21 protein-coding genes are annotated in these 22,299 nt (G+C 69.3%); 12 read left to right on the top strand and 9 right to left on the bottom strand.

Features of this window, described 5'->3' with window-relative positions; all coding sequences use genetic code 11:
- Positions 1-43 precede the first annotated feature (43 nt).
- The 5 genes from AB0K03_RS22825 to AB0K03_RS22805 are packed head-to-tail and all read right to left on the bottom strand — an operon-like array spanning position 44 to position 4,079.
- The gene (locus AB0K03_RS22825; RefSeq protein WP_364687938.1) at positions 44-802 is read right to left on the bottom strand and encodes an SDR family oxidoreductase; all 759 of its coding nucleotides are present in this window, start codon (positions 800-802) and stop codon (positions 44-46) included.
- On the bottom strand, positions 799-1,569 hold the full coding sequence (locus tag AB0K03_RS22820) for an aldolase/citrate lyase family protein (protein WP_364687936.1): 771 nt from the start codon (positions 1,567-1,569) through the stop codon (positions 799-801). Before AB0K03_RS22820 ends, AB0K03_RS22825 begins: the two co-directional genes overlap by 4 nt.
- A 3-nt stretch (positions 1,570-1,572) precedes the next feature.
- Positions 1,573-2,466 carry an ABC transporter permease gene (locus tag AB0K03_RS22815; protein WP_364687934.1) on the bottom strand — a complete coding sequence of 298 codons (894 nt, stop codon included), beginning with the start codon at positions 2,464-2,466 and terminating at the stop codon, positions 1,573-1,575.
- A gap of 8 nt (positions 2,467-2,474) precedes the next feature.
- Positions 2,475-3,263 carry an ABC transporter ATP-binding protein gene (locus tag AB0K03_RS22810; RefSeq protein ID WP_364687932.1) on the bottom strand — a complete coding sequence of 263 codons (789 nt, stop codon included), beginning with the start codon at positions 3,261-3,263 and terminating at the stop codon, positions 2,475-2,477.
- Positions 3,264-3,299: 36 nt separating this feature from the next.
- Positions 3,300-4,079 carry a helix-turn-helix domain-containing protein gene (locus AB0K03_RS22805; RefSeq protein ID WP_364687930.1) on the bottom strand — a complete coding sequence of 260 codons (780 nt, stop codon included), beginning with the start codon at positions 4,077-4,079 and terminating at the stop codon, positions 3,300-3,302.
- Between the two features lie 199 nt (positions 4,080-4,278).
- Here AB0K03_RS22805 and AB0K03_RS22800 point away from each other — a divergent pair, with 199 nt between their 5' ends.
- The 9 genes from AB0K03_RS22800 to AB0K03_RS22760 all read left to right on the top strand — a co-directional run bounded on the left by AB0K03_RS22800 (position 4,279) and on the right by AB0K03_RS22760 (position 12,950).
- Positions 4,279-5,169: a DUF6282 family protein gene (locus AB0K03_RS22800; protein WP_364687928.1), complete on the top strand. Its 891-nt coding sequence runs from the start codon at positions 4,279-4,281 to the stop codon at positions 5,167-5,169.
- A 35-nt stretch (positions 5,170-5,204) separates the two neighbouring features.
- Positions 5,205-6,071: a hypothetical protein gene (locus AB0K03_RS22795; protein WP_364687926.1), complete on the top strand. Its 867-nt coding sequence runs from the start codon at positions 5,205-5,207 to the stop codon at positions 6,069-6,071.
- Positions 6,072-6,086: 15 nt separating this feature from the next.
- The gene (locus AB0K03_RS22790; RefSeq protein ID WP_364687924.1) at positions 6,087-7,178 is read left to right on the top strand and encodes an ABC transporter substrate-binding protein; all 1,092 of its coding nucleotides are present in this window, start codon (positions 6,087-6,089) and stop codon (positions 7,176-7,178) included.
- Positions 7,179-8,168: an LLM class flavin-dependent oxidoreductase gene (locus AB0K03_RS22785; protein ID WP_364687922.1), complete on the top strand. Its 990-nt coding sequence runs from the start codon at positions 7,179-7,181 to the stop codon at positions 8,166-8,168.
- 154 nt (positions 8,169-8,322) lie between these two features.
- A complete protein-coding gene (locus AB0K03_RS22780; RefSeq protein ID WP_364687921.1) occupies positions 8,323-9,516 on the top strand; it encodes a thiolase family protein in 1,194 nt (397 codons plus the stop codon).
- On the top strand, positions 9,513-10,175 hold the full coding sequence (locus AB0K03_RS22775) for a 3-oxoacid CoA-transferase subunit A (RefSeq protein ID WP_364687919.1): 663 nt from the start codon (positions 9,513-9,515) through the stop codon (positions 10,173-10,175). The genes AB0K03_RS22780 and AB0K03_RS22775 overlap by 4 nt, the downstream gene beginning before the upstream one ends.
- Positions 10,172-10,855, top strand: coding sequence for a 3-oxoacid CoA-transferase subunit B (locus AB0K03_RS22770; protein WP_364687917.1), 684 nt, complete (start codon positions 10,172-10,174; stop codon positions 10,853-10,855). The genes AB0K03_RS22775 and AB0K03_RS22770 overlap by 4 nt, the downstream gene beginning before the upstream one ends.
- A gap of 29 nt (positions 10,856-10,884) precedes the next feature.
- The gene (locus tag AB0K03_RS22765) at positions 10,885-12,330 is read left to right on the top strand and encodes an aldehyde dehydrogenase family protein (RefSeq protein ID WP_364687915.1); all 1,446 of its coding nucleotides are present in this window, start codon (positions 10,885-10,887) and stop codon (positions 12,328-12,330) included.
- Positions 12,324-12,950: a nuclear transport factor 2 family protein gene (locus AB0K03_RS22760; protein WP_364687913.1), complete on the top strand. Its 627-nt coding sequence runs from the start codon at positions 12,324-12,326 to the stop codon at positions 12,948-12,950. The genes AB0K03_RS22765 and AB0K03_RS22760 overlap by 7 nt, the downstream gene beginning before the upstream one ends.
- A gap of 265 nt (positions 12,951-13,215) precedes the next feature.
- Here the strand turns inward: AB0K03_RS22760 and AB0K03_RS22755 are convergent, their stop codons facing one another.
- Both AB0K03_RS22755 and AB0K03_RS22750 read right to left on the bottom strand, forming a co-directional pair.
- The gene (locus AB0K03_RS22755; protein ID WP_364688119.1) at positions 13,216-13,434 is read right to left on the bottom strand and encodes a hypothetical protein; all 219 of its coding nucleotides are present in this window, start codon (positions 13,432-13,434) and stop codon (positions 13,216-13,218) included.
- Between the two features lie 156 nt (positions 13,435-13,590).
- Complete coding sequence (locus AB0K03_RS22750) at positions 13,591-13,806, bottom strand: hypothetical protein (protein WP_364687911.1); 216 nt, start codon at positions 13,804-13,806, stop codon at positions 13,591-13,593.
- Between the two features lie 1,353 nt (positions 13,807-15,159).
- Here AB0K03_RS22750 and AB0K03_RS22745 point away from each other — a divergent pair.
- Entirely contained in the window at positions 15,160-17,304 is a 2,145-nt protein-coding gene (locus AB0K03_RS22745) for a hypothetical protein (RefSeq protein WP_364687909.1), read from the top strand.
- Positions 17,305-17,321: 17 nt separating this feature from the next.
- Here the strand turns inward: AB0K03_RS22745 and AB0K03_RS22740 are convergent, their stop codons facing one another.
- Together AB0K03_RS22740 and AB0K03_RS22735 are read right to left on the bottom strand one after the other, a co-directional pair.
- Positions 17,322-17,750 (bottom strand): hypothetical protein, encoded by a 429-nt coding sequence (locus tag AB0K03_RS22740; RefSeq protein WP_364687907.1) that lies wholly within the window; start codon positions 17,748-17,750, stop codon positions 17,322-17,324.
- Positions 17,751-18,018: 268 nt separating this feature from the next.
- A complete protein-coding gene (locus AB0K03_RS22735) occupies positions 18,019-18,222 on the bottom strand; it encodes a hypothetical protein (protein WP_364687906.1) in 204 nt (67 codons plus the stop codon).
- Positions 18,223-18,409: 187 nt separating this feature from the next.
- Between AB0K03_RS22735 and AB0K03_RS22730 the strand changes: the two genes are divergently transcribed.
- On the top strand, positions 18,410-22,000 hold the full coding sequence (locus AB0K03_RS22730) for a hypothetical protein (RefSeq protein ID WP_364687904.1): 3,591 nt from the start codon (positions 18,410-18,412) through the stop codon (positions 21,998-22,000).
- 63 nt (positions 22,001-22,063) lie between these two features.
- Positions 22,064-22,299: hypothetical protein (locus AB0K03_RS22725; RefSeq protein WP_364687902.1), on the top strand; the 236-nt coding region annotated here is incomplete at its 3' end.

The following is a 22,299-nucleotide window of genomic DNA, read 5'->3' as shown; positions in this document are numbered from 1 at the left end:
TGTTCGTTGAATTGAAGCTCCTAACCTCCGCTGCCGGCCCGGATCACGCGTCGTCGTTGCGCGGCGCGTCGACGTGGGTGACGAGGTTGATGCCGCCGTCGACGTGGATCACCTCACCGGTGACGAAGGGGGCCTTGACAAGCGCCAGGACCATCGCTGCGACGTCGGATGGTTGCCCGAGCCGGCCCAGTGGTGTCATCGCCCGGGTGCGCGCCGCCCGCGTGGCGAGGCTGTCCGAGGTCAGTCGGGTCTCGACCGGCCCCGGGGCGATCGCGTTCACCCGGACGTCTGGACCCACGGCCTTGGCCAGCAGCCTCGTCAGGTGGTCGAGCGCGGCCTTGCTGACGGAGTAGGGGATCGAGCTGCCGAGGGGGCGCGAGCCGCCCACCGAGGTGATGTTGATGATCTGGCCGCCGGGCTCCATGACCTTCACGGCGGCGACGGATACTTGCCACGTTCCGACGACGTTGACGCCGAGGATCCGGTGCCAGTCGTCAGCGGTGATCGCATCCAGGTCGGTATGGGGGACGGTTCGCGACACCCCGGCGTTGTTCACCAGCAGGTCGAGCCGGCCGTGCCGCTTTACGGCCGTCTCCACCAGGCGCACGGCGTCGGAGGGATCGGCGATGTCGGCCTGGACGTAGCTGGCGCCCGGGAGCTCGGCCGCGAGTCGCTCACCGGCGTCCACCGAGGTGGCCGAGGTCACCACGACGGTGAAGCCGTCGGCCGCCAGCGCGCGGGCGATCCCTTCTCCGATCCCGGAGCTCGAGCCCGTCACGATGGCGACACGTGTCGCGTTCACCGGTCGGCTCCCTCGGCGACGGGCGCTTTGAGCGCGTTCACGATCGCCCGGCCTCCGCTGGCCAGGATCGAGGTGTCGTTGCTGACCACCACGTAGTCGTAGCCCCGGGCCAGCGCGGCCCGGGCCTGGTCGCTTGTGGCGGACGCGGTGCCGATGGGAACACCTGCCGCGGCGGCAGCCGCCAGTGCGGACGCGGCGAGCCGGTCCACCTCGTCGCTTCCCGCCGCGACGCCCATCGACATCGAGAGGTCGGCCGTCCCGACGAACGCGGCACCGATGCCGTCGAGGGCCAGGATCTCCCTCGCGTTCTTGATCGCCACCTCGCTCTCGAGCTGGACGACGCACAGGGCCTGCTCGTTGCCGTACTCGAGGTAGTCCGCCCTTGGCAGCAGTCCCCAGCGACCCGCTCGGCTGGTGCCGCCGGACCCGCGGTCGCCGCGCGGCGGGAAGCAGGTGGCCCGCACGACCGCCCGGGCCTGCTCGACCGTGTCGACGTGCGGCACGACCACGCCGGCCGCGCCGGCGTCCAGGACCCGCTGGATCACGCTGAGGCCGTGGTCAGGCACCCTGACGACCGGGTCCACCCCGAGGGCGCGGGCCATCGCGATGTGGGTCGAGGCGGCGCCCAGGTCCAGTGTCGTGTGCTCGAGGTCGATGACCACGAAGTCGAAGCCCGCGTAGGCCATGATCTCGACACTTTCGGGGCTGGAGAGCTTGATCCAGGTCCCGAGCGTGCCGCCGTTGATCCCGTCGCGCACCTGTGCCATGGCTCAGATCTCGCTGGTGGTGTCGGTGGGAGTGGCGGTCCAGAAGACCAGCCACTTGCCGAGCCGCACGACGACCGCGTGCAGTGCGATGCCGATGGCCGACAGCACGACGATCACCGCGAAGGTCCTGGCCACGTCCAGGGTGAAGTTGCTCGCCTGGATCAGGTAGCCCAGGCCTTCGGAGCTGCCCACGAACTCCGCGACCACGGCGCCGGTCACGGACAGGATGACGGCGACCTCCAGCCCCGCGAAGATGTGCGGAAGCGCCGAAGGGATCTGCAGGTGCCGCATGACCTGCATGCGGGACGCGCCGAAGGACCGGAGCATCTCGACCTGCTCGTAGGCGGCGGACCGGAATCCCAAGATGGCGTTGATCAGCAGGGGGAAGAACGCGATCAGGGCCACGGTCAGCACCTTCGAGCTGATCCCGATGCCGAACCAGACGATCAGCAGCGGCGCCATGGCGACCTTCGGGATGGTCTGGGTCAGGATGAGCAGCGGGAAGAGCACGCGCTCCACCGACCGGAACTGGGTGATGAGCACCGCGGAGACCAGTGCCGAGCCGACCGCGATGCCGAACCCGATCAGGATCTCCTTCAGGGTGACGATCGAGTGGGTCATCAGGCTGCCGTCCTGGAAGCCGTCGACCAGGGAGCCGGCGACGGCCGTGGGCGCGGGGACGAGGATGTTGGAGACGTCGAACATCTTCACGACGACCTGCCAGACCACCAACAGCCCGATGAACACCAGCACGCTGTAGGTGATCTCCGGTACTCGGCGGCGGCGGCGTCGAACCGGGGTGTCCGAGCTCGTGGAGGCCTGCACCGGCACGGCCTGGCCGTCCGGGACGGCGAGTGCCTCTCGGCCGGCTGCGTGGCGCTCGGTGTTGGTGGACATCAGGTCTCCTAGTGGGCGCTGTGCTCGGAGTCGAGCAGCTTGCGGATCTTCAGGACGATCTCCCCGAACTCGGGCGTGTTGATGTTCTCGAGCCGCCGCGGTCGAGGGAGCGCGACCTCGACGACGTCCGCCAGCCGGCCGGGTCGCGGTGTCATGACCACGACGCGGTCGGCGAGGAGCACCGCCTCAGGGATGCTGTGCGTCACGAACAGCACGGTCTTGCGGTCCTGGTCCCAGATCTTCAGCAGGTCCAGTCCCATCTGGTCGCGGGTCATCGCGTCGAGGGCGCCGAACGGCTCGTCCATGAGCAGGATGCGCGGGTCGTGCATCAGGGCGCGGCCGATCCCGACCCGCTGCTGCATCCCGCCGGACAGCTCGTGGGGGTACCGGTCGCCGAACTCCTCCAGGCCGAGCATCACCAGCAACTCGTCGGCCTTCGCGTGGGTCGCGGCGTCGCGGGCGCGGCGGAGGTCCGGCGACATCAGCAGGTTCTTCCGTACGGTGCGCCAGGGCAACAGCAGCGGCTGCTGGAAGACCATCCCGAGCTGGTTGCGGTGGGTGTCCTCCGACGGCCCGAAGGTGACTTGTCCGGAGGTCTGGCGGGAGAGGCCCATGATGATCCGCAGCAGCGTGCTCTTGCCGCAGCCGCTGGGGCCGACGATGGAGATGAACTCACCGGCCCGGACGCTCAGGGAGACGTCGTCGAGAGCCTGGACGGACCCGCCGGACTTCGTCGGGTAGAGCATGGACAGCGAGTCCAAGCGGATCACGCAGTCGGTGTCGGTGCTGGTCGGCATGTCGGTCCTTCCTCGCCTGGTGGCAACTGGTGGCAATCAGTGGGTCGCCTCGGGCCACGTGCCGCCCATCTCCTTGGTCAGTCGCTTGCAGGCGGCCTTCAACGCCGTGGCCTCCCGGGAGTCCAGCGCCGCCGGCAGCATCCGCTCGGTGCCGACGGCCGCGATCGTGGCGCAGATCCCGGTCGCCGCGAACACCGGCGCCGCGAGGACGCAGATGCCGCGGTGGTTGACGTCGCTGCTCATGCCGGCCTGCCGGATCGCCTCGATACGACGGCGAGTCTCGGTGCGCTGGGGCTCGGGGAGGCTGCCGGTGAGGCGCTCGGCCTGGAACTGGTCGGGGAGGAAGGCCAGGAAGACCTTGGCCTGCGAGGAGTTCAGGGCGAGCTGCGAGCCCACCCGTACCGTCACCAGGGTGGCATGGTCGGCCTCCTCCACCAGCGAGACCACCGGGCCGGACGCACCCCACAGCGACAGCACGGTGCTGACCTTGATCTCGAGCGCGAGCTCGCGCATGTAGGCCGGCGCCATCTGCATGATGCGCTGCTGTCCCAGCGTGAAGCTGCCGAGCTGCAGGATCGACCGTCCGGGACGGACGAGTGCGGAGTCGTCCACCCGCTCGAGCAGGCCTGAGCTGATCATCGAGCTGAAGTAGCGGTGCACTGTGGTCCGCTTCAGCCCGAGCCGGCGGGTGGCTTCCGCGACGGAGAGCTCGGGAGTCTCCGGACCGAACAGTTCCAGAATCTGAGCGGTCCGGCTCACCGCCTGGATGTCCTGCTCGCGAGCAGTCACCGGCTTGTCGACCTGGCCCTCGGACATTGTCTGTCACCCGTCTCGTTGAGTGTCCGCAAAGAGTGCTCGTGGTTCGTACTACGGACGGAGACTAGGCGTGACCTACGCCTCACGGCAAGGTTTCCCTGGGGTTTCGCGGAAACCCCGGGGAAACATTCGCGTCTTGACAGACCGGATAGCGAACTCCCAGTCTGTGATGCGAACACCCCCGACGCCTGGAGACGTCATGACTGACACACCCGCGATCATCAAGCTGCTGAATGGCTGCGTGGACCTGCACTGCCATTCCGGCCCGAACCCGTTCCCTCGACGCATCGACCATGCCGAGGCCGGCAAGGACGGCGAGCGGCTCGGCATGCGGGGCGTGCTGGTGAAGTCCCACCACCACAACACCGTCATGGACCTGCTCGCGATGCGCGACCGGCTGGCGAAGATCAGCACCCCGGTCTTCGGCGGCATCACCCTGAACAGCATGGTCGGCGGCATCAACCCGCAGGCGGTGGCCATGTCGCTGCGCATGGGAGGCAGGGCCGTGTGGTTTCCGACGTTCTCGGCCGGCCGGCACATCGACTGCCATCCCGAGGGCGTCGGCTTCCCCACGGCGAGCGTCGAGGTGCCGTCGTCCCGGGTCGACATCCACCAGCAGGACGGTGAGCTGATCCCTCAGGTCCACGAGGTGCTCGACCTGGTGAAGGAGAGCGGCGCGATGGTGACCGGCGGTCACATGGAGACCGAGTCGATCACCCAGCTGTTCGCCGCGGCCAAGGACAAAGGTGTCACCCGGATGCTGCTCAACCATCCCGACTACGTCATCGGTGCGGACGAGGCGAAGTGCCGTGAGCTCGTCGGCTACGGAGCGTTCATCGAGCACGAGACCGGCTTCTACGACCCCGAGGGGACCAAGAAGTGGGACCCGAAGATCCTCCTGGACTGGATCGAGAGGATCGGCCCGGAGCACACCGTCATCGCCTCCGACCTCGGTCAGAAGGATCGGCCGCTGCCGGTGGACTCCTACATCCGCGTCGCGACCGCGCTGTTGGACCTCGGCCTGGACGAGAGGTCGCTGCGGCAGATCTTCTGCGACAACCCGGCCTTCCTGCTCGGCCTGGACGACTGAACCGGCATCTTGCTGCTGACCCGAAAGGACAGACGATGACCACCCTGGCCACCCCGCCCGACGTGGAGTTCTCCGACCTCGGTACGGGCGATCCCGACGAGACGACCCCGGGCGGATCGTCGACGTGGTACTTCCGCGGACACAACTTCGTGCTCGCCCACACGACGCTGGTCGCCGGCGACGTGCTGGAGCGGGGTGATCAGCCGGACGAGTACGTCGTGATCCTCCCGTACGAGCAGTCCAGCGTCGAGGTCCGTGCGTCGCAGGAGGTCGCGTCGGTCTCGGGCAAGGCGGTGGTGATGGTCCCGCCGGGCAGCAGCACGATCGTCGGCGTCGACGACTGCACCGTCGTGCGGCTGTTCAGCTCTCGGTCCACCGACCTGCTGGACAAGGCGCGCAACCGGGATTCGTACGCAGAGCCGCACCCGAACGTCAGGCCGTTCGAGCCGTGGCCGGACCCGCCGGAGGGTTATCGCATCCGGCCCTACCGACTGGCCGACCTGAAGGTGACGCAGGACGCCGTCCGCCCGGGCCAGATCGTGCGGTGCAGCACCTTCATGGTCAACTTTCTGGCGCCCAGGATCGGTCCGCGTGATCCTGACAGCCTTTCGCCGCACGACCACGACGACTTCGAGCAGTGCTCGCTCGCCGTGGAGGGCGAGTACGTCCACCACCTGCGGACGCCGTGGTCGAAGCGTCGCAGCGAGTGGCGCGAGGACCGGCACCTGCGGTGCGGCAGTCCTTCGGTGGCCGTGATCCCTCCGCCCATGATCCACACCAGCGAGGCCGTGGGCCCGGGGACCAACCAGCTGATCGACATCTTCTGTCCGCCGCGTCTGGACTTCTCCCGGACGCCCGGCCGAGTGCTCAACGAAGACACCTACCCGCTTCCCAACCAGTAAGAGGAAGGTTCCGATGTGAAGACCAGACGAGCGATGAAGGTCGTGAGCGGGACGGTGGCCGTCCTGTTCGCGGCCGCAACGCTGAGCGCGTGCGGATCCGACAGCGAATCCGGCGACTCGGCCCAGTCCGGCAAGCTGACGCCGGTGACATTCGCGATGGCGTCCCCGAGCTGGAACGCCGGCTACGCGGTCATGGCCGTCGTGGAGGCCGAGGGCTTCTACGAGCAGGAGGGTCTGAAGGTCACGACCAACCTGTTCCCGTCGGCCACCCAGGCAGCGCAGCAGGTCGCCGGCGGCGGGGCCGACCTCGGCCTCATGACGGTCGAGCCCGTGGCCATCGGCCACGACAAGGACCTGAACCTGGCCTACTTCAGCTCCTACTGGGCGAAGTGGATCTACAGCCTGGAGGTGCCGGCCGGCTCGGACGTGACGAGCATCGCCGACCTGAAGGGCAAGAAGATCGGCGTCTCCGCGGTCGCGAGCTCCGGCGCGACGTTCGCCCGGACCGCGATGAAGGCCAACGGGATCGGCGAGGACGCTGCCAGCCTGGTGCCGATCGGTGCCGGCGCCCAGCAGATCAACGCCATCAAGAGCGGCCAGGTCGACGCGCTGGCACTCTGGGACATCCAGTACCAGATGGTCAGGAACGCCGGCGTCACCCTGACGCCGCTCCCGGTCAAGGAGACGGCGGACGCGTGGGGCGGCGGCTTCGCGACGACCCGGAAGAACCTCGAGGCCAAGAAGGACATCCTCGAACGGTTCGGTCGTGCGGTGGCGAAGGCGTTCGTCTTCTGCAAGGCCAACCCCGAGGCCGCGATCCGCGACCTGTGGAAGCTGCACCCGGAGACCCGCGGGAACGACCCGGAGGAGAAGGCGCTGGCCGACGGGATCAAGGTCCTCCAGGTCCGCCTGGCCGGACAGGGCTTCGACGACAAGACCCTGGGCCGGATCGACGACGCCGCCTTCACCCGCTCGCTCGACTTCATGGCCTCGGCCGGACTGATCAAGAAGTTCCCGGCGAAGGACATCTACACCGACACGATGTTCACCGCGTTCAACAACTTCTCCCACGACGACGTCATCCAGCAAGCGAAGAGCGCCGGCTAGATGAGGCTGGGGGTCGCGCTCGACCTGAGCTCCCAGGAGCCGGTCCGCCCGCAGGTGGATCGCACGGTCACTCTGCTCGCTCGCGCGGAACAGCACGGTTTCGACTCCGCCTGGGTCGGCGAGAGCTACCACGCGACCTCTCAACCGTTCCACCTCCCGTCCGCCCTCATGGTCCTGGGGCATCTGGCCGGCCGGACGTCCCTGGCGCTGGGATCCGCGGTGCTGCTTCTGCGCGCGTACAGTCCGCAGAAGCTGGCCTACGAGGCCGCGCTGCTCGACCAGCTGTGCGGCGGGAAGCTCACCCTCGGCCTCGGGCTCGGCAGCCCGGAGGTCGCCCAACGGGTCGGGCCGCCCGCGTCAGGTTCGGCCGGCGCTGCCTTCGACGCCACGCTGAAGCTGCTGCGCACCGCCTGGTCCGCCGACGTGGGTACCGATTCGCTGGTGGCGATCCCACCCCCGGTGCAGCGCGGCGGACCGCAGATCCTCGTGGGCGGCAAGGTGGCTGCCTCGGCCCGTCGTGCCGCGACGCTCGCCGACGGATTCTACGGCGCGACGAACTACTGCGACGACCTGTTGATCAAGCAGTCGGCCGCCTACTGGTCGTGTCGCGGCGGACGGCCGGGCGGGACGGGAGGAGCGGTCGCCGCCACCAGGTTCTGCGTCGTCCACGAGGATGCCGCCACTGCCCGCGAGCTCGCCGCGCGCCACCTGAAGGCCGCGACCGACTACTACACCGAGCGGGGCTCATGGATGGGTGCGGACGGCCCTGCCGAGCTCGAGCTCCCCATGGTGGGCACGCCCGACGAGATCGACGGGACGATCGCCCGGTACGTCCGGGCCGGGGTCACGTCCGTCCAGCTGCGGGTCGCCCCGTTCGGCACGCCGCCGGACGTCGCCCGCCACACGCTCGACCTCGTCGGGCGGCACGTCCTCCCGCACTGGCACGACACGACGACTTCCGACGCGATCACGAGCTCTGCAGAGGAGTGACCGGCGATGAGGAGACGTCGTGGGCAAGGCCTTCCCGGCCACGGAGATCTACACGACCGACCTTCTCGAGCCCGTCAACGACTTCTCCTACGACGACATCCGCAAGCACGCGAAGGACGCCTCCTGAGATGGGGCAGGAACTGGAGACGACCCGATGAGCAGTTCATTCGTGTACGCGTCGGTCCGGACCCCGTTCGGCCGGTTCAACGGAGCCCTGGCCGACACGAGGACCGACGATCTGGCCGCGACCGCACTGAAAGGGCTTCTCGACCGCTCGCCGGGCCTGGATCCCGGCCTGGTCGACGACGTGTTCTGGGGCAACGCCAACGGCGCCGGCGAGGACAATCGCAACGTCGGCCGGATGGCCGTGCTGCTGGCGGGCATGCCCGTCTCGGTGACCGCCACCACGGTGAACCGGCTCTGCGGCTCGTCGCTGGACGCCGCCATGATGGCCGCACGCATGATCGAGGTCGACGACGCGGAGATCGCGATCGCCGGAGGCGTGGAGTCGATGACGCGGGCGCCGTGGGTCCTGCCGAAGCCGTCGCGTCGGTTCCCCGCAGGCGACGTCACCGCCGTCTCCACGACGCTGGGCTGGCGTCTGGTGAACGAACGGATGCCCGCCGAGTGGACGGCCTCGCTGGGCGAGTGCAACGAGCAGCTGCAGGAGAAGTTCTCGATCTCGCGCGAGCGGCAGGACGAGTTCGGCGCTCGCTCGCACCGCCTCGCGGCGCAGGCGTGGGAGAAGGGCTTCTACGACGACCTCGTGGTGCCCGTCCCCGGCACCGACCTGGTCCAGGACGAGAGCATCCGTGCCGACACCTCGCTCGAAGCGCTGGCAGGGCTGAAGCCGGCGTTCCGGCCCGACGGTACGATCACCGCCGGCAACTGCTCACCGTTGAACGACGGCGCGAGCGCGGTCCTGCTGGGCTCGGCGAGCGCGGCCGCGACCATCGGTCGTGACCCGGTCGCGCGGATCGCCGGTCGCGGCTGGGCGGCGCTGGAGCCGCAGCAGTTCGGCTACGCCCCGGTCAAGGCCGCCAACGACGCGCTCGAGCGGGCGGGCATCACCTGGGACGACATCGGCGCCGTCGAGCTGAACGAGGCGTTCGCCGTCCAGTCGATCGCCTGCATCGACGCCTGGATCGAGCTCGGGCTGCGGGACGCCGAGGTCGTCAACGCCAAGGGCGGGGCGATCGCCATCGGGCACCCACTGGGTGCCTCGGGCGGGCGCGTTCTCGGGACCCTCGCCGCGCGGCTCGTGGAGTCCGGCGACCGATGGGGCGTGGCAGCCATCTGCATCGGCGTGGGTCAAGGCTTGGCGGTAGTGCTGGAGAACGTCGCATGACGTTGCTCTGCACCTCTGTCGACGAGGCGGTCAGCGGCATCGCCGACGGCTCGACGGTGCTGGTCGGCGGCTTCGGCACAGCCGGAATGCCGTTCGAGCTGATCGACGCGTTGATCCGGCAGGGAGCACGAGACCTCACCGTCGTGTCGAACAACGCGGGCAACGCGGACACCGGGCTCGCGGCGCTGCTCGCGGCCGGGCAGGTGAGCAAGATCGTGTGCTCGTTCCCCCGGCAGGCGGACTCCTGGGTCTTCGACGAGCTGTACCGCAGCGGGAAGATCCAGCTCGAGGTCGTGCCACAGGGGACCCTGGCCGAGCGCATGCGCGCCGCCGGAGCCGGGATCGGCGGGTTCTACACCCGCACCGGGGCCGGGACCCTCCTCGCTGAGGGGAAGGAGACCCGCGAGATCGACGGCCGGACGTACGTCCTCGAGCTGCCCATCGCCGCCGACGTCGCGCTCATCAGCGCCCACACCGCAGACACCCTCGGCAACCTCGTCTACCGCAAAACGGCACGCAACTTCGCTCCCGTCATGGCGACGGCCGCGACGACCACCGTCGTGCAGGTGCAGCACGTCGTCGAGCCGGGAGTGCTGGATCCCGAGGCCGTGGTCACCCCAGGCATCTACGTCGACCGGATCGTGCAGGTGCCGTCATGAGCCCGGTGTCTCCGAGCATCGTCGAGCACACCGACCGTGGCCCGCTCGGACGGGACGAGGTGGCCCGGCTGCTCGCCGGCGACATTCCCCGCGGGGCATACGTCAACCTCGGCATAGGTCAGCCCACGACCGTCGGCGACCACCTCACCCCGGAATCGGGAGTCATCCTCCACACCGAGAACGGCATGCTCGGCATGGGGCCGGCGGCGACCGGCGACGCGATCGATCCCGACCTGATCAATGCCGGCAAGTTCCCGGTGACCGAGCTGCCCGGCGCCTCGTACTTCCACCATGCCGACTCATTCGCCATGATGCGAGGCGGCCACCTCGACCTGTGCGTCCTCGGCGCCTACCAGGTCTCGGCATCGGGGGATCTCGCCAACTGGCACACCGGCGAGCCCGACGCGATCCCGGCGGTCGGCGGGGCGATGGACCTCGCCGTGGGCGCCAAGCGGATCTTCGTGCTGATGTCGCTGTTCACCAGGACCGGCGAGCCGAAGCTCGTGAGGGAATGCACGTATCCGCTCACCGCGCTGCGGTGCGTGGACCGGGTCTACACCGACGTCGCCACGTTCGAGATCACCAAGGGGAACCAGGTCCTCGTCCGGGAGACGTGGGGGGTCTCGTTCCACGAGCTCCGCTCGCGTCTCGACGTCCCGTTCACCGTGGCGACGCCGTGACCACGTTCGCCAGGAGGTTGGAGAGCGACATGTCCACCAGGCAGCAGTTCTACATCGGGGGTGCGTGGGTCGATCCGGCGGCGCCGCGGACCTTGGGCGTCCTGGACCCCGCGACCGAGGAGACGTTCGCGACGATCAGCCTCGGGACGGCCGAGGACGTCGACCGCGCGGTGGTGGCGGCGCGCCGGGCCTTCGCCACGTACGCGCACGTCAGCGTGGAGCAACGGCTGGAGCACCTCGAGCGGATCATCTCCGGCTTCCGGGCTCGGCTGCCCGAGATCGCCCGGACGATGACGCGGGAGATGGGCGCGCCGATCACGTTCTCGACGGAACGCCAGGCCACGGTGGCGCTGTTCCACTTCGAGGAGGCGGCCCGCGTGCTTGCGGACTACTGCTTCGAGGAGAAGATGGGAGCCGGGATCGTGCGGCGCGAGCCGATCGGGGTCTGCGGTCTCATCACGCCGTGGAACTGGCCGCTGAACCAGGTCGCGTCGAAGGTGGCCCCGGCCCTCGCCACGGGATGCACCGTGGTGCTCAAGCCGAGCGAGCTCGCGCCGCTCAGCGCCATGGTGCTCGCCGAGGTCATCCACGACGCCGGGCTGCCGCCCGGCGTGTTCAACCTCGTCAACGGTGACGGTCCCACGGTCGGTGAGGCCATCGCGGCGCACCCCGGCATCGACATGGTCTCGTTCACCGGCTCGACCGGTGCCGGCATCAGGGTCTCCAAGCTCGCGGCCGACACGGTGAAGCGCGTCGCGCTCGAGCTCGGTGGCAAGTCGGCCAACATCATCCTGTCCGACGCGGACCTGGAGTCCGCGGTCGTCACCGGGGTGCACTCGTGCTTCACCAACGCCGGCCAGAACTGTCAGTCGCCCACGCGGATGCTCGTGCACCGCTCGCAGCGCGACGAGGCGTACGCCGCTGCGCGACGGGCGGTCGAGGAGGTCCGTCTCGGGGACCCGCTGGATCCGTCGACCACGATGGGGCCGGTGGTGAGCCGTGCTCAGCTGGAGAAGATCACCGCGCTCGTGCAATCGGGGATCGACGAGGGTGCGACGCTCGTGGTCGGCGGCCCGGGGCGCCCCGACGGGCTCGACGAGGGATTCTACGTCCGCCCGACCGTGTTCGGCGACGTCACACCGCAGATGCGGATCGCGCGCGAGGAGATCTTCGGCCCCGTGCTGTCGATCCTGCTCTACGAGACCGAGGACGAGGCCGTCGAGATCGCGAACGACACGCCGTTCGGGCTGGCGGGCTTCGTGCAGTCGAAGGACCCCGACCGCGCCCGCAGGGTCGCCAACCGCATCCGTGCGGGCCGCGTCTACCTCAACGGCGCTCCGTTCGACCGCAGCCTGCCGTTCGGCGGCTACAAGCAGTCGGGGAACGGACGAGAGTTCGGGCGGTTCGGCTTCGAGGAGTACCTCGAGGTGAAGGCCGTGCTCGGCTATCCGCTGAACGAGAGCACGACATGGTGACCCCTGACCACGGCGAGCGGCTGGCAGCCCTCCTGGACCGCGAGGAGCTCTTCGACCTGGTGAGGCGGGAACGCTTCGCCCGCGACCAGCGACTCTTCGACGTGATGCGTGACTGCTTCCACGACGACGCCTACGTCCGGACCACGTGGTACGACGGACGCGGCGGCGAGGCGTACGTCCAGGCGACGAAGACGTGGATGAGGCGGACCGGAAACAGCAAGCACTGGGTCTTCCCCGCCTACGCGCGGGTTCAGGGCGACCGGGCGACCGTCGAGAGCCCGGCGAAGATCTTCAACCGGACCAAGGTGGAGGGAGTGGAGGTCGACTTCCACGCCTACTGCCGGTTCTTCTCACGTGCCGTTCGGGACGAAGGACGGTGGAAGCTGATGAGCTTCGAGGTCCTGCTGGAGCGCGACGAGCTGCGGCCCGTCCACGCGGGTGAGGTGCTCCCGGTGGACGTGGCCCGGCTCGCTGAGCTCAGGCCGTCGTACCGGTTCCTCACCTGGATCCAGTCGACCCGCGGCGTGACGGTGAGTCAGGACTTGCTCGGCGACGACCGGCCGGCCGAGCTCGACGCGTTCCACCAGGGTGAGACCGCCTGGCTCGCCGGCACGGGATAGCGGTCAGCGCCGCGGGCCCTGGCTGAGCCGCGAAGTCCGGCGCGATCCTGCCGGCTGCGGGTCCAATGCGGTAGGGGCCGGTGGTGTCACGGCGAAGTCCCCGGCTCGCTGGTGACGTCGGTGTCGCGGGCATTCGGTGCGAGCATGCGTCAGAGCTCGACGGCGCAGGCTTCGAAGCCGCTCCGCGACTCCCGGACGGACCCCCTGATCCGCGCCACGCCTACGCCGCGAATCTATAGGGAATTCATCTCCTCGCGCAATTCGGCTACACGCTCATCCTTGCACGGCAAAACCACCCTGAATAACACGGAAACGCCACGCCGACGAGCCATAGGGCTATTCCGATCACGTACGACCCGCTGCAGAATTGAGAAAACGTCCTCCGATCATTCGCTTCCCGCACCAAGATCTCCTCAGCCTTGCCAATGATGACGATGAAGCGCTCGGCCGGGATCCACGACAGGTCCCTGAGACAGTCGGACAGGGCATCCCAGTCTCAGCGGTGCCGTCGACGAACGTCCGCTGAACCAGGTCATCGGCGTCACGGGCGGCGGGGTCCTCGTCGCCGAGGGTTCCGCTCAGATCGAGCCCTGGACCCCCAAGCTCCAGAGCGGCGATCAAAGGCGGCAGGCCGCGGTGTTCACGGGGCCGGGCTCGGTGTCTTCCGCTTGCGCCGCCGGGCGCGTACGACCCGGACCGGGGTGGAAGAGTGCAGGTAGAGGCTGCGGCGTCTCTCGCCGGGGACCAGATGCACCTGAACGACGTCACGTACGGGCGCGTCCACGCCGGCGACCCGGTAGCGTTCCCCGCCGGAGATGATCAAATCGCCGGGACGCACGTGCGACGGGGACTGCACGATGCTCTCACGGCCGACGACAGCCCCGCTGCCGACCCGGGGAAGGGTGGCGATCCACGTCGCAAAGGCGTCTGCATTCGGGCGACCGGTTCGAATACCCCGCATGGCCGGCCCCCACGGTGTCGACGCTGCCCTTCTCCGGTCGTGAGTATCGGCGGGCGGCGGCCTCGGTTGAGCCAAATGGCGGGCCTACTCGGCGAGGTGGATCTCGGGCTGCCGGTACGGTCTCGCCGGAGTTCATCCCGCGCAGGAATCCGGTCGGCGCCCTGACGAGCCCGCCCCCAGTCACCCGAAGTTCATGGAGACGATCTGGGCGAGCTCGGCCAGCAGGTCGGCGGCGAAGCGACGCCCGCCACGGCCATTGTCACGCCGACGATCAGCGCGAGCACCGACGCGAGGCCCGCGGCGTTGGCGGCGACCCAGGCGAGACGGTCTAGCAGCAGCGTCCGTACGACCCAGGGCCGCGTCCGCGGCACCGGCGACGACAGTCTCAGCGATCAGCAGGCCGCCTTTGCGTCTGCAGACATCGGCGATTTAGTAGGCAAGGCTCGTCAGCAGTCTCCTACCCCAGACCCCGTCGTCGGCGATGTCCGCTGCGGCGGCGCCGTGAGGTAGGCCCGTCGGGGTTCCGGTTGTGGCCGGTTGTCAGAGGCGATCCACGAAACGCGGACACCAAGCGACAGTAGCCAGCTGCTACTGCTGATCCTGCGACTTGACGTATTCAAGGAGGTCGCGCGCCGCCGCTCGCAACCGCATCTCGTCAACGGCATTCAGCATGACTTCCAGCCGGTGCGTGGCGGTGAGGCGGGCAGTGGAACGCCGTCGGCCCCGGCGGCACCACACCGACGGTGTCCCCAGGATCGATGCGGCGCTCGGCCACGGTGCGCACAGGTGCGTCCAGTCGTCCCCGAAGTCGAACAGTTAGACGAACAGGCGTTCCTGCCCTGCTGGAAACGCCTGGAAGCGAGGGTGGCTCAGAAGTCTGGCACCGGTGTCCCGGCCACCTGGGCCAGCCCGGCCACCACCGCAGTGGCTCGGGCCCGAGCCACTGCGGCGATGTTGCCGAAGAAGTACGCGAACGCCCCCGGCCGGCGGCCGTCCGCTCGTACCGGATCGGCGCCGCCGCCGTATCGGGGCCGAGCCAGCGCCAGCCCGTCCGCCCAGTCACCCCAAGCCCGTCGCGGCCACCCCGATCAGGGCCGGTGCTGTACTCTCCACTCGGATTACGGGGGATACATGCACATACATCGTTACACCAGGCTTGTCGGGCCGGCCGTTGTTGCACTCGTCGCCGGACTGGCAACCGCTGGTGCCGGACCGGCATCCGCTGCCGCGTCGGCCACCTCGGTCGTAGTGGACGCCGGCACCGACCTCGGTGCCCTCAACAATCCGGCGTGGTACCAGAATGCGTCGAAGCTGGGCGGCGGGGATCTGGCGCGCCTCGAAGACGCTCCACCCCGGACGACGCGGGCCTGGGGCAACACCATGTGGTACTACGACGACCGCACGGGCGAGTACCACTTCAACCACGAGACATTCGACCAGGTCGACGCCTACACCGATCGGATGCTGGTCAATTTCGATCAGTGCGACCAGGTTCTGATGACGCTCGCCGCCCCGCAGAAGTGCCGGGAGGTGCTGAAGACGGGCATCCGGCACCACAAGATGCGCTATCCCGGCCTGCAGTACATCGAATTCTTCAACGAGTCGGACAAGCGGTGGCCGCTGGCGCCAGGCGAGGAGCCCGGCCTGCCCGTGCGCGACTACTACGAGTGGTACAAGATTGGCTATTCGGTCGTCAACGAGATCAACAACGAGCTGCATCCCGCCGTACCGTTGCGGATCGGCGGCCCGGCCGCCTTTGAATTCGACGTGCCGTATCTGACCGCCTTTCTCGACCTCTACGCGGCCGACACCGATACGGGCAAGCGTCTCGACTTCCTGTCCTTCCACGAGTACGCGCACGGCGCCGACCCCGCCTGGGTGCAGCGCGAGAAGTCCACCGTCCAGAGCTGGCTCGACGCCCGGGGCCTGGGGACCATCCCCGTGTTCATCACCGAGTACGGCGTGTTCCCCGGGACACAGTCCGGTAAGGACGCCGGCGGCAACCCCACCACGCTCGCGGCGGACCAGCTGACCCATGCGGCCGCGATGGCCACTCTCGGCACGTACTTCGTCCAGGGCGGCGTCGACATGCCGATGCACTGGGTCCACGAGCACTCGAACGTCCGTAAGTCCATGTTCGTCGCGGACGACGACGGCGCGGTCTACCCCTACTTCAACGTCGTGAAGATGCAGAACATGCTCAAGGCTCGGCGGATCAGCGCGACGTCCGGCGCGCTCACCGCGGGTGGGATCGGCGTGAGCGCGATGGCCACGAAGGACGACACCGGTGTGGCCGTGCTCAGTACCAACTACCAGTGGACCAAGGGCACCGCCACCCATGACGTGACGCTGACCGTGAACAATCTGCCGGCGTCGCTCGCCGGTCGCCAGGTGCTGGTCGAGCGGTACCTCGTCGACGCCACCACGAGCAACTACGCGGCGGACCCGGCGAAGTCGGACCTCACCCGGGTCGAACGGTACGTCCTGCCGGTCGGTCACTCGGCGGTGGCCAGGCCGTACACGCTGACCCCGAACGCGGTGTCACTGGTGGTCCTGACCCCGGTCGGCTTCGCGGAGGCGGAGGCGCTCACTCCGGCCACCTCCGCCGGAGACCGGGCTGACGACGTAGCCGATCCGGTGGCGAGTGGAGGAGCACTCAGCGTGTTCCAGCCGAACGCGGTAGGCGACTTCGAGACGTTCACTTTGCAGGCACCGGCGGACGGGCCGTACCACGTCGGGCTGCGCGTGAAGCACGCGCCGACCCGTGGCCGAGCGAGAGCGTCGGTCAACGGGGTGGCGCTCGGCGAGCCGATCGACCTGTATTCCACCGGCTACGAATTCGAGGACCTTGATCTGGGCGTACGCACGCTGCGGGCGGGTTCGAACACCGTGACCCTGACGGTGACGGCACCTGGCACCGGCGGTGGATACAGCATCGGGGTGGACACGTTGACCCTGCAGCCCGCCGACGCGGGCTGGGCCGAGGCGGAGAGCCACGTTCCCGTGAGCCCCAGCGGGGATCAGGTCCTGGTGCTGACCGAGGCAGCCGCCAGCGCCACCGGGTACGTCGTGGCCACCACTGACACGGTCGGCGACTCGGTCCGTTACCGAGTCCGGGGACCTGGGCCCGGCGCGTACAGGCTGATCGTGGGTGTGAAGAAGTTCCCCTCTCGAGGCATCTGCCAGTACGCCGTCGACGGCGTCGACGTCGGCACACCGCAGGACCAGTACGCGACGACAGCCACGTACGCACCCCAGGAGGTGGGCGTGGTGACCCTGCGCGGGACCGCCCCCATGACGATCACCTGCACCATCACCGGCAGGAACCCGGCAAGTACGGGTTACGGTCAGGGTCTCGACTACGTCCGGTTCGAGCCCGCCGACGTGAGCTGAAGCGTGATCTACCCCGTTCAGTCAGCGTGCTGCACGAGACGTGGCGGGAGCAGCACCCACCGGGCACGGCGTGGGGCGACGCCGCCGCGGGCAGCCGCCACAAGCCCACGGGCGCAGCCGGAATGGCGTTGATCGGCGGCACGATCTGCAACCAGCGGCTGAGGCCGCACGCCGGCGCCGGCGCTCGCCCCCGTCACCGAGAAATCGGCAGCCTCCTGCGTGATCACCGACAAGCCTGCGCCGTACGGGCGGGCCAACTCGGCCGGCCGGAACAGGAGTCGCGTCCAGATAGGCCGAGGAGGCGGTGACACCACACCGGCCTGATGGTCCGCGGTGCGACGGATCGCCTCGACCGGCGGCCGTTCGGCGCCGCAACCGGCAAGGGTCGTGACACCGGCGGCCAGGACGGCCGCCAGCAGGGAACGTCGCCGCGACATCGGATGCACCGGACAGACGGTAGGCGCTGGGCCCGTGACCGACTCGACCCCAGCTGACATCGTCCTGGCATCGCAGTCGATGATCGTCTGACGGAGTCGCCCTGTCTCGTCATTCGCGCGGTGGGCGACCAGCTCGCCGTTCGTTCCACGGACCTTGCGGAGCAAGGAGCGCGCCGCGACGGTCAACGCCCTGGTCAGCGACCACAACGTCGTGCCGGGGACCGGCGGGACCCCGGGCCCGCCATAGGCGTACCCGGGGTCCCGAAGGGTGCCGGTCTTAGGGTGCCTTGCGCTCGGACAGGAACGCCAGGATGAGCAGGCCGAGCGTGGCCGCCGCGGCGAAGGCGCCGCCGGCCGTCAAGACGGCGTTGGCCACACGCGCCCCACCCAGGAAGCTCAGTACGCCACCAGACACCCCGACCCCTGCGCTGACCAGCATCATGTACGCGAACCAGATGGCTCGCACCGCCGTGCCGTTCATATCGGACCCTTCCCGCCGGGCGGCCGTCGCCCGCGCTGAGGCCAGACCACGCGCGCAGCCGCGCAACCACCAGCGAGTTGAGCATCCTGCGCAGATTGCGCGCTCGCCCGCCACGGCACACGGTGAAAGCTTGATCACGCAGAGCCGCTACCCTGCCGTACGGTAATCGGCTGGACAAGGGGTGACGGTGCCGCTGATTGAAGGGTCCGACGCCCGCTCGCGACCACTGCCGGCCGCAGCCGGAATCACCGGCTGGGATGAACTCGACCAGTGGATCAAGGACATGTACGACCGATCGGTCGAGCGGTCGTACCGCGGTGTGGCCCAGCGCAGCCGAAAGTCCGGACATCCCGTCGCGCCCAATACCGTCGCGGCCCTCGTCCGCGGCGAGCGCCGGCCGCAGCGCAGTTCCCTCGAAGGGTTCCTGCACGGCTGCGGCCTCAACGCTCAGGAGGTCGCCGACGGTCTCGCGGCATGGGACCGGCTGACCGGCATCGCAGCAGCCACGGCCCCGGCGCCGGCCGACGCGACCGGGTGGCAGACAGCTGCGGGCATCGACGGAGACGGGCGTGACCACTTCCGGCAGAAGGCGCTGGGCCAGCGCAACACAGGCCAGGGCGGAGACCTGTTCCGTGGCCGAGACACCGCGTTGTCCGCCGTACGGTCATGGCTGAACAGCGACGACGAGCCCGGCCTGCCCCTGGTGGTCACGGGGCAGCCCGGCGCCGGCAAAAGCTCGGTGGTGGCCCGCGCCGGCCGTGAGGTCAACGTGGGCACGGGCCGGCTCGGCCTCATGTTCTTCGCCCGGGATGCGACGCACGAAGCCTTCCTGCGCGCGCTCGGCGACAGCCTCGGGCAACGGGGTCTGCACGGCACGATCGACGTGGTGGAGGCCGTGCGGCGAGCCGCCCGGCACGGCCGTTTCCTGCTCGTCGTGGACGCGCTGGACGAGTCCGGCAGCCCGGCAGACCGCGACGAGATCGTGACGACGATGATGGCGCTCGCCGCGCTGCGCGGCGTGCGGATCGTGGTCGCGACAAGACGGTTGAGCGCGCAGAACCCGTTCACGACGATGGGCCTGCTCGCGTCGCTCGGGGTACGGTCCGCAGCTGCGCACAGCCTGGTCGACCTTGACGACGACCACTACTTCGACCCGGATGGGCTCCGAGCGGTCGCCGCGGCCCTGCTGCGCAAGGACGGCGCGGACAACCCGGCCCCACCCGGGGCCGCGTGGGAGCAGTACCGCGCCGATCCAAGCTTGACCGACCGGCTCGCCGCGATCATCGGCCGCCGCGCCGGGCGCAACTACCTGGTCGCCGCGCTGGCCGCACATCCGCTCTCGATGGAGGCCGCGCCGCTGGATCCGCTGGCCGCCGACTTCGACGAGTCGCGACTGCCGACCAGTGTGCGCGAGGCGCTGTCGAAGTACCTTGATCACCTGATCGTCAGCGAACGAGTCCGGGTCCGCGGTCTGCTCACCGTCCTGGCGTACGCCCGCGGCACCGGGCTTGACGACAGGCTGTGGCTGCGTTTCGCCGAGGCGCTCGACGTGCCGGTGAGCACCGCGGACCTCGAGCAGCTACGCGACTCCCCCGCGGCTGACTACCTGCTACAGAGCAACCGTGACCGGGACGGCACACCAGTGACGCGCCTGTTCCACCAAGCGCTCGCCGACGAGCTGAAAGAGCAGCGCAACCGACGATCGGATGACGAACGGCGACTCTTCGAGTCCCTACGGCCCGCCGAGCCGCAGGACTGGTCGGACGCGGCGTACGCCTGTCGCCACGCCGCCGACCACGCGGCCGCCGCCGGCCGGCTCGCCGAGCTCCTCGACGACCCGGGCTTCCTCGCCCATGGCGACTTGTTCCGCCTACTGCCGCTGATCCCAGTCCTACCCGATCCAGCGCTGGCCGGCACGGCCGCCGTCCTGCGGCGTTCGGCCGGCCGGGCCGACGGCCTTCCTCCGGGGCCGCGCACCCAGCTACTCATGCTGACCGCCACGCACCTGCAGGAAGACCCGCTGCGGCGCCGCCTGCAGACGGTGGCCGAATCACCCCACCTGCCACTGTGGGCGCACGGCCTGGGCCGCTCTCACCAGCAGATCGCCCTGGCCGAACAGGTCACCGCGCTGGCCGTGGGCCGCTTCGGAGGGACCGACGTACTGGTGACCGCCTCGAGGTCCTCGCAGCTCTTGCAGGTCCTCGACGCCAACGGGCAACTCCTGACGAAGATCGTGACCCCATTCCTGCGTGGGGTCGCCGCCCTGTCGATCGGTACCCTCGCCGGCGCGCAGGTTGTCGTCGCGCTCGGACACGACGGCGGCCTGCGTGCCTGGGACGAGTCCCTGCACGTGATCGACCTGCCCGTGCCCCGGCAACCGGCGCCGGTGACGGCCGTTGCGGTCGGCCCCCTCGGCGGGATCGACCTGATCGTCACCGCGACGGACCGCACCATGCAGCTGTGGACCCTCGACGGCGCGCCGTTCGGCAACCGCTTCCCGGCCGCGGACCTTTCGGTGCAGGCATTGGCCATCGGGACTTGGGGCGGCCGTCAGATGCTGGCGTCAGTGGGCCTCGACGGCATGGTCCGCTTCTGGCACCCGCGACGGGGCCAGATGCAGGGACGTGTAGTGGCCGGTCACCGGCAACCGGCACGGGCGATCGCCCTCGGCTGCACCCGCGAGGACGACATTGTCGCCGTCGCCTACGACAACCGGATCGTGCAGGTATGGAAGGGGAAAGAGTTCGGTCCGGCAGATCCGTTCACCGACCACACCGACATGGTCAACACTGTCGCCATCGGGCAGCTCGGCGAGCGTCGGATCATCGCCACCGGATCACGCGACGGCATGATCCGAGTCTGGGACGGCCCCACCGGGGCAGTGGATCCCTCAGCGTCGACCGACCACACCCGTCCGATCAACTCCTTGGCGATCGGCCCGCTGGGTGACGAGACGGTGCTGGTGTCCACCGGCGAGGACAACTCGGTGCGGATCTGGAACCTGGACGGCCAGCCACTCGGTCCGCCGCTTGTCAGTGCCGCGACATCGGTGTACGCCGCACTGGGAGTCGTGGACGGCACCACCCTGGTGGGGGTGGTGGGCCGCGGTGGATCCGTGCGGTTGTGGGATCACCGCCGGCGACCCGTGCAGCTCCCGCTCACCCGCAGACCGCACGCCGTGGTCGCGCTGCAGATGTGTGAGGTCGGTGGACGCGACGCCTTCGTCACCGTCCACCACGGTGGGCTGGTGGGTATCTGGGACAGCTCAGGCCGACGCACCGGGGTGACCTTCGGTCATTGGTGGGCCAGTGAAGTGACTGCGCTCGCCAACGGCCGGCTGCGGGGCATCAACGTCGTCGCCCTCGGGTACTCCGACGGCACGGTCGCGATCTACGACCCGGCGGACGGCGCCTTGATCCGGCGGACGGCCCCGACCGGGTCCGAGGTGACGGCGCTTGCCATCGGGCACAACATGCTCGCCGCCGGCCACGTCAACGGCGCCGTACGCCTACTCGACGGCTCGCCGCGCTCCAGCTTCCGCAACGCCCGCCACGGACACCACGGCAGGGTCTCCGCTGCGACCATCGGGGCGGCGTGCGGCCAACCCATCGTCGCCACCGTGGGCGCGGATCGCACTGCCCGGATCTGGCACAAGGACAGCTCAGAGCCAGAGGTGTTCGAGCTGTTGGAGGCGCCCCGTGGCGTCGCTCTCACCCCCCACGATCAGCTTGTGATCGCCACCGGGCCGGCCTTGTGCGGCTGGCAGCTCTGCTTCTGACCGTCAGCACGAATCCGGGTGGCGTCGGCGGCCCAAAGCCGGTTCGGGTCATCCGGAGTGAAGGTGCGCAAATTCACCTACGGCGCCTACCTCGACGACTACGACCTCGGCAGCGCCGACTCGTACGAGGACTTCGACGCGGAGGAGTTCCTGCACCGACCATCACGGGCGGAGATCGGCTCCTTCTCCGTCGTCAGACCGGCCGTCGTCAGACCGGCCGTCGTCAGACCGGCCGTCGTCAGACCGGCCGTCGTCAGACCGGCCGTCGTCAGACCGGCCGTCGTCAGACCGGCCGTCGA

This window comes from Actinoplanes sp. NPDC049316 (genome assembly GCF_040677315.1).
Classification (GTDB): Bacteria; Actinomycetota; Actinomycetes; order Mycobacteriales; family Micromonosporaceae; genus Actinoplanes.
This window is presented reverse-complemented; position numbering and strand designations above follow the sequence as displayed.

Excerpts from the sequence above, each read along its gene's own strand:
- AB0K03_RS22770 (WP_364687917.1), top strand. The coding sequence starts at position 10,172 with ATGAGCCCGGTGTCTCCGAGCATCGTCGAGCACACCGACCGTGGCCCG.
- AB0K03_RS22785 (WP_364687922.1), top strand. The coding sequence starts at position 7,179 with ATGAGGCTGGGGGTCGCGCTCGACCTGAGCTCCCAGGAGCCGGTCCGC.
- AB0K03_RS22795 (WP_364687926.1), top strand. The coding sequence starts at position 5,205 with ATGACCACCCTGGCCACCCCGCCCGACGTGGAGTTCTCCGACCTCGGT.
- AB0K03_RS22805 (WP_364687930.1), bottom strand. The coding sequence starts at position 4,079 with ATGTCCGAGGGCCAGGTCGACAAGCCGGTGACTGCTCGCGAGCAGGAC.
- AB0K03_RS22820 (WP_364687936.1), bottom strand. The coding sequence starts at position 1,569 with ATGGCACAGGTGCGCGACGGGATCAACGGCGGCACGCTCGGGACCTGG.
- AB0K03_RS22780 (WP_364687921.1), top strand. The coding sequence starts at position 8,323 with ATGAGCAGTTCATTCGTGTACGCGTCGGTCCGGACCCCGTTCGGCCGG.
- AB0K03_RS22810 (WP_364687932.1), bottom strand. The coding sequence starts at position 3,263 with ATGCCGACCAGCACCGACACCGACTGCGTGATCCGCTTGGACTCGCTG.
- AB0K03_RS22765 (WP_364687915.1), top strand. The coding sequence starts at position 10,885 with ATGTCCACCAGGCAGCAGTTCTACATCGGGGGTGCGTGGGTCGATCCG.
- AB0K03_RS22800 (WP_364687928.1), top strand. The coding sequence starts at position 4,279 with ATGACTGACACACCCGCGATCATCAAGCTGCTGAATGGCTGCGTGGAC.
- AB0K03_RS22815 (WP_364687934.1), bottom strand. The coding sequence starts at position 2,466 with ATGTCCACCAACACCGAGCGCCACGCAGCCGGCCGAGAGGCACTCGCC.
- AB0K03_RS22775 (WP_364687919.1), top strand. The coding sequence starts at position 9,513 with ATGACGTTGCTCTGCACCTCTGTCGACGAGGCGGTCAGCGGCATCGCC.
- AB0K03_RS22735 (WP_364687906.1), bottom strand. The coding sequence starts at position 18,222 with ATGAACGGCACGGCGGTGCGAGCCATCTGGTTCGCGTACATGATGCTG.
- AB0K03_RS22760 (WP_364687913.1), top strand. The coding sequence starts at position 12,324 with ATGGTGACCCCTGACCACGGCGAGCGGCTGGCAGCCCTCCTGGACCGC.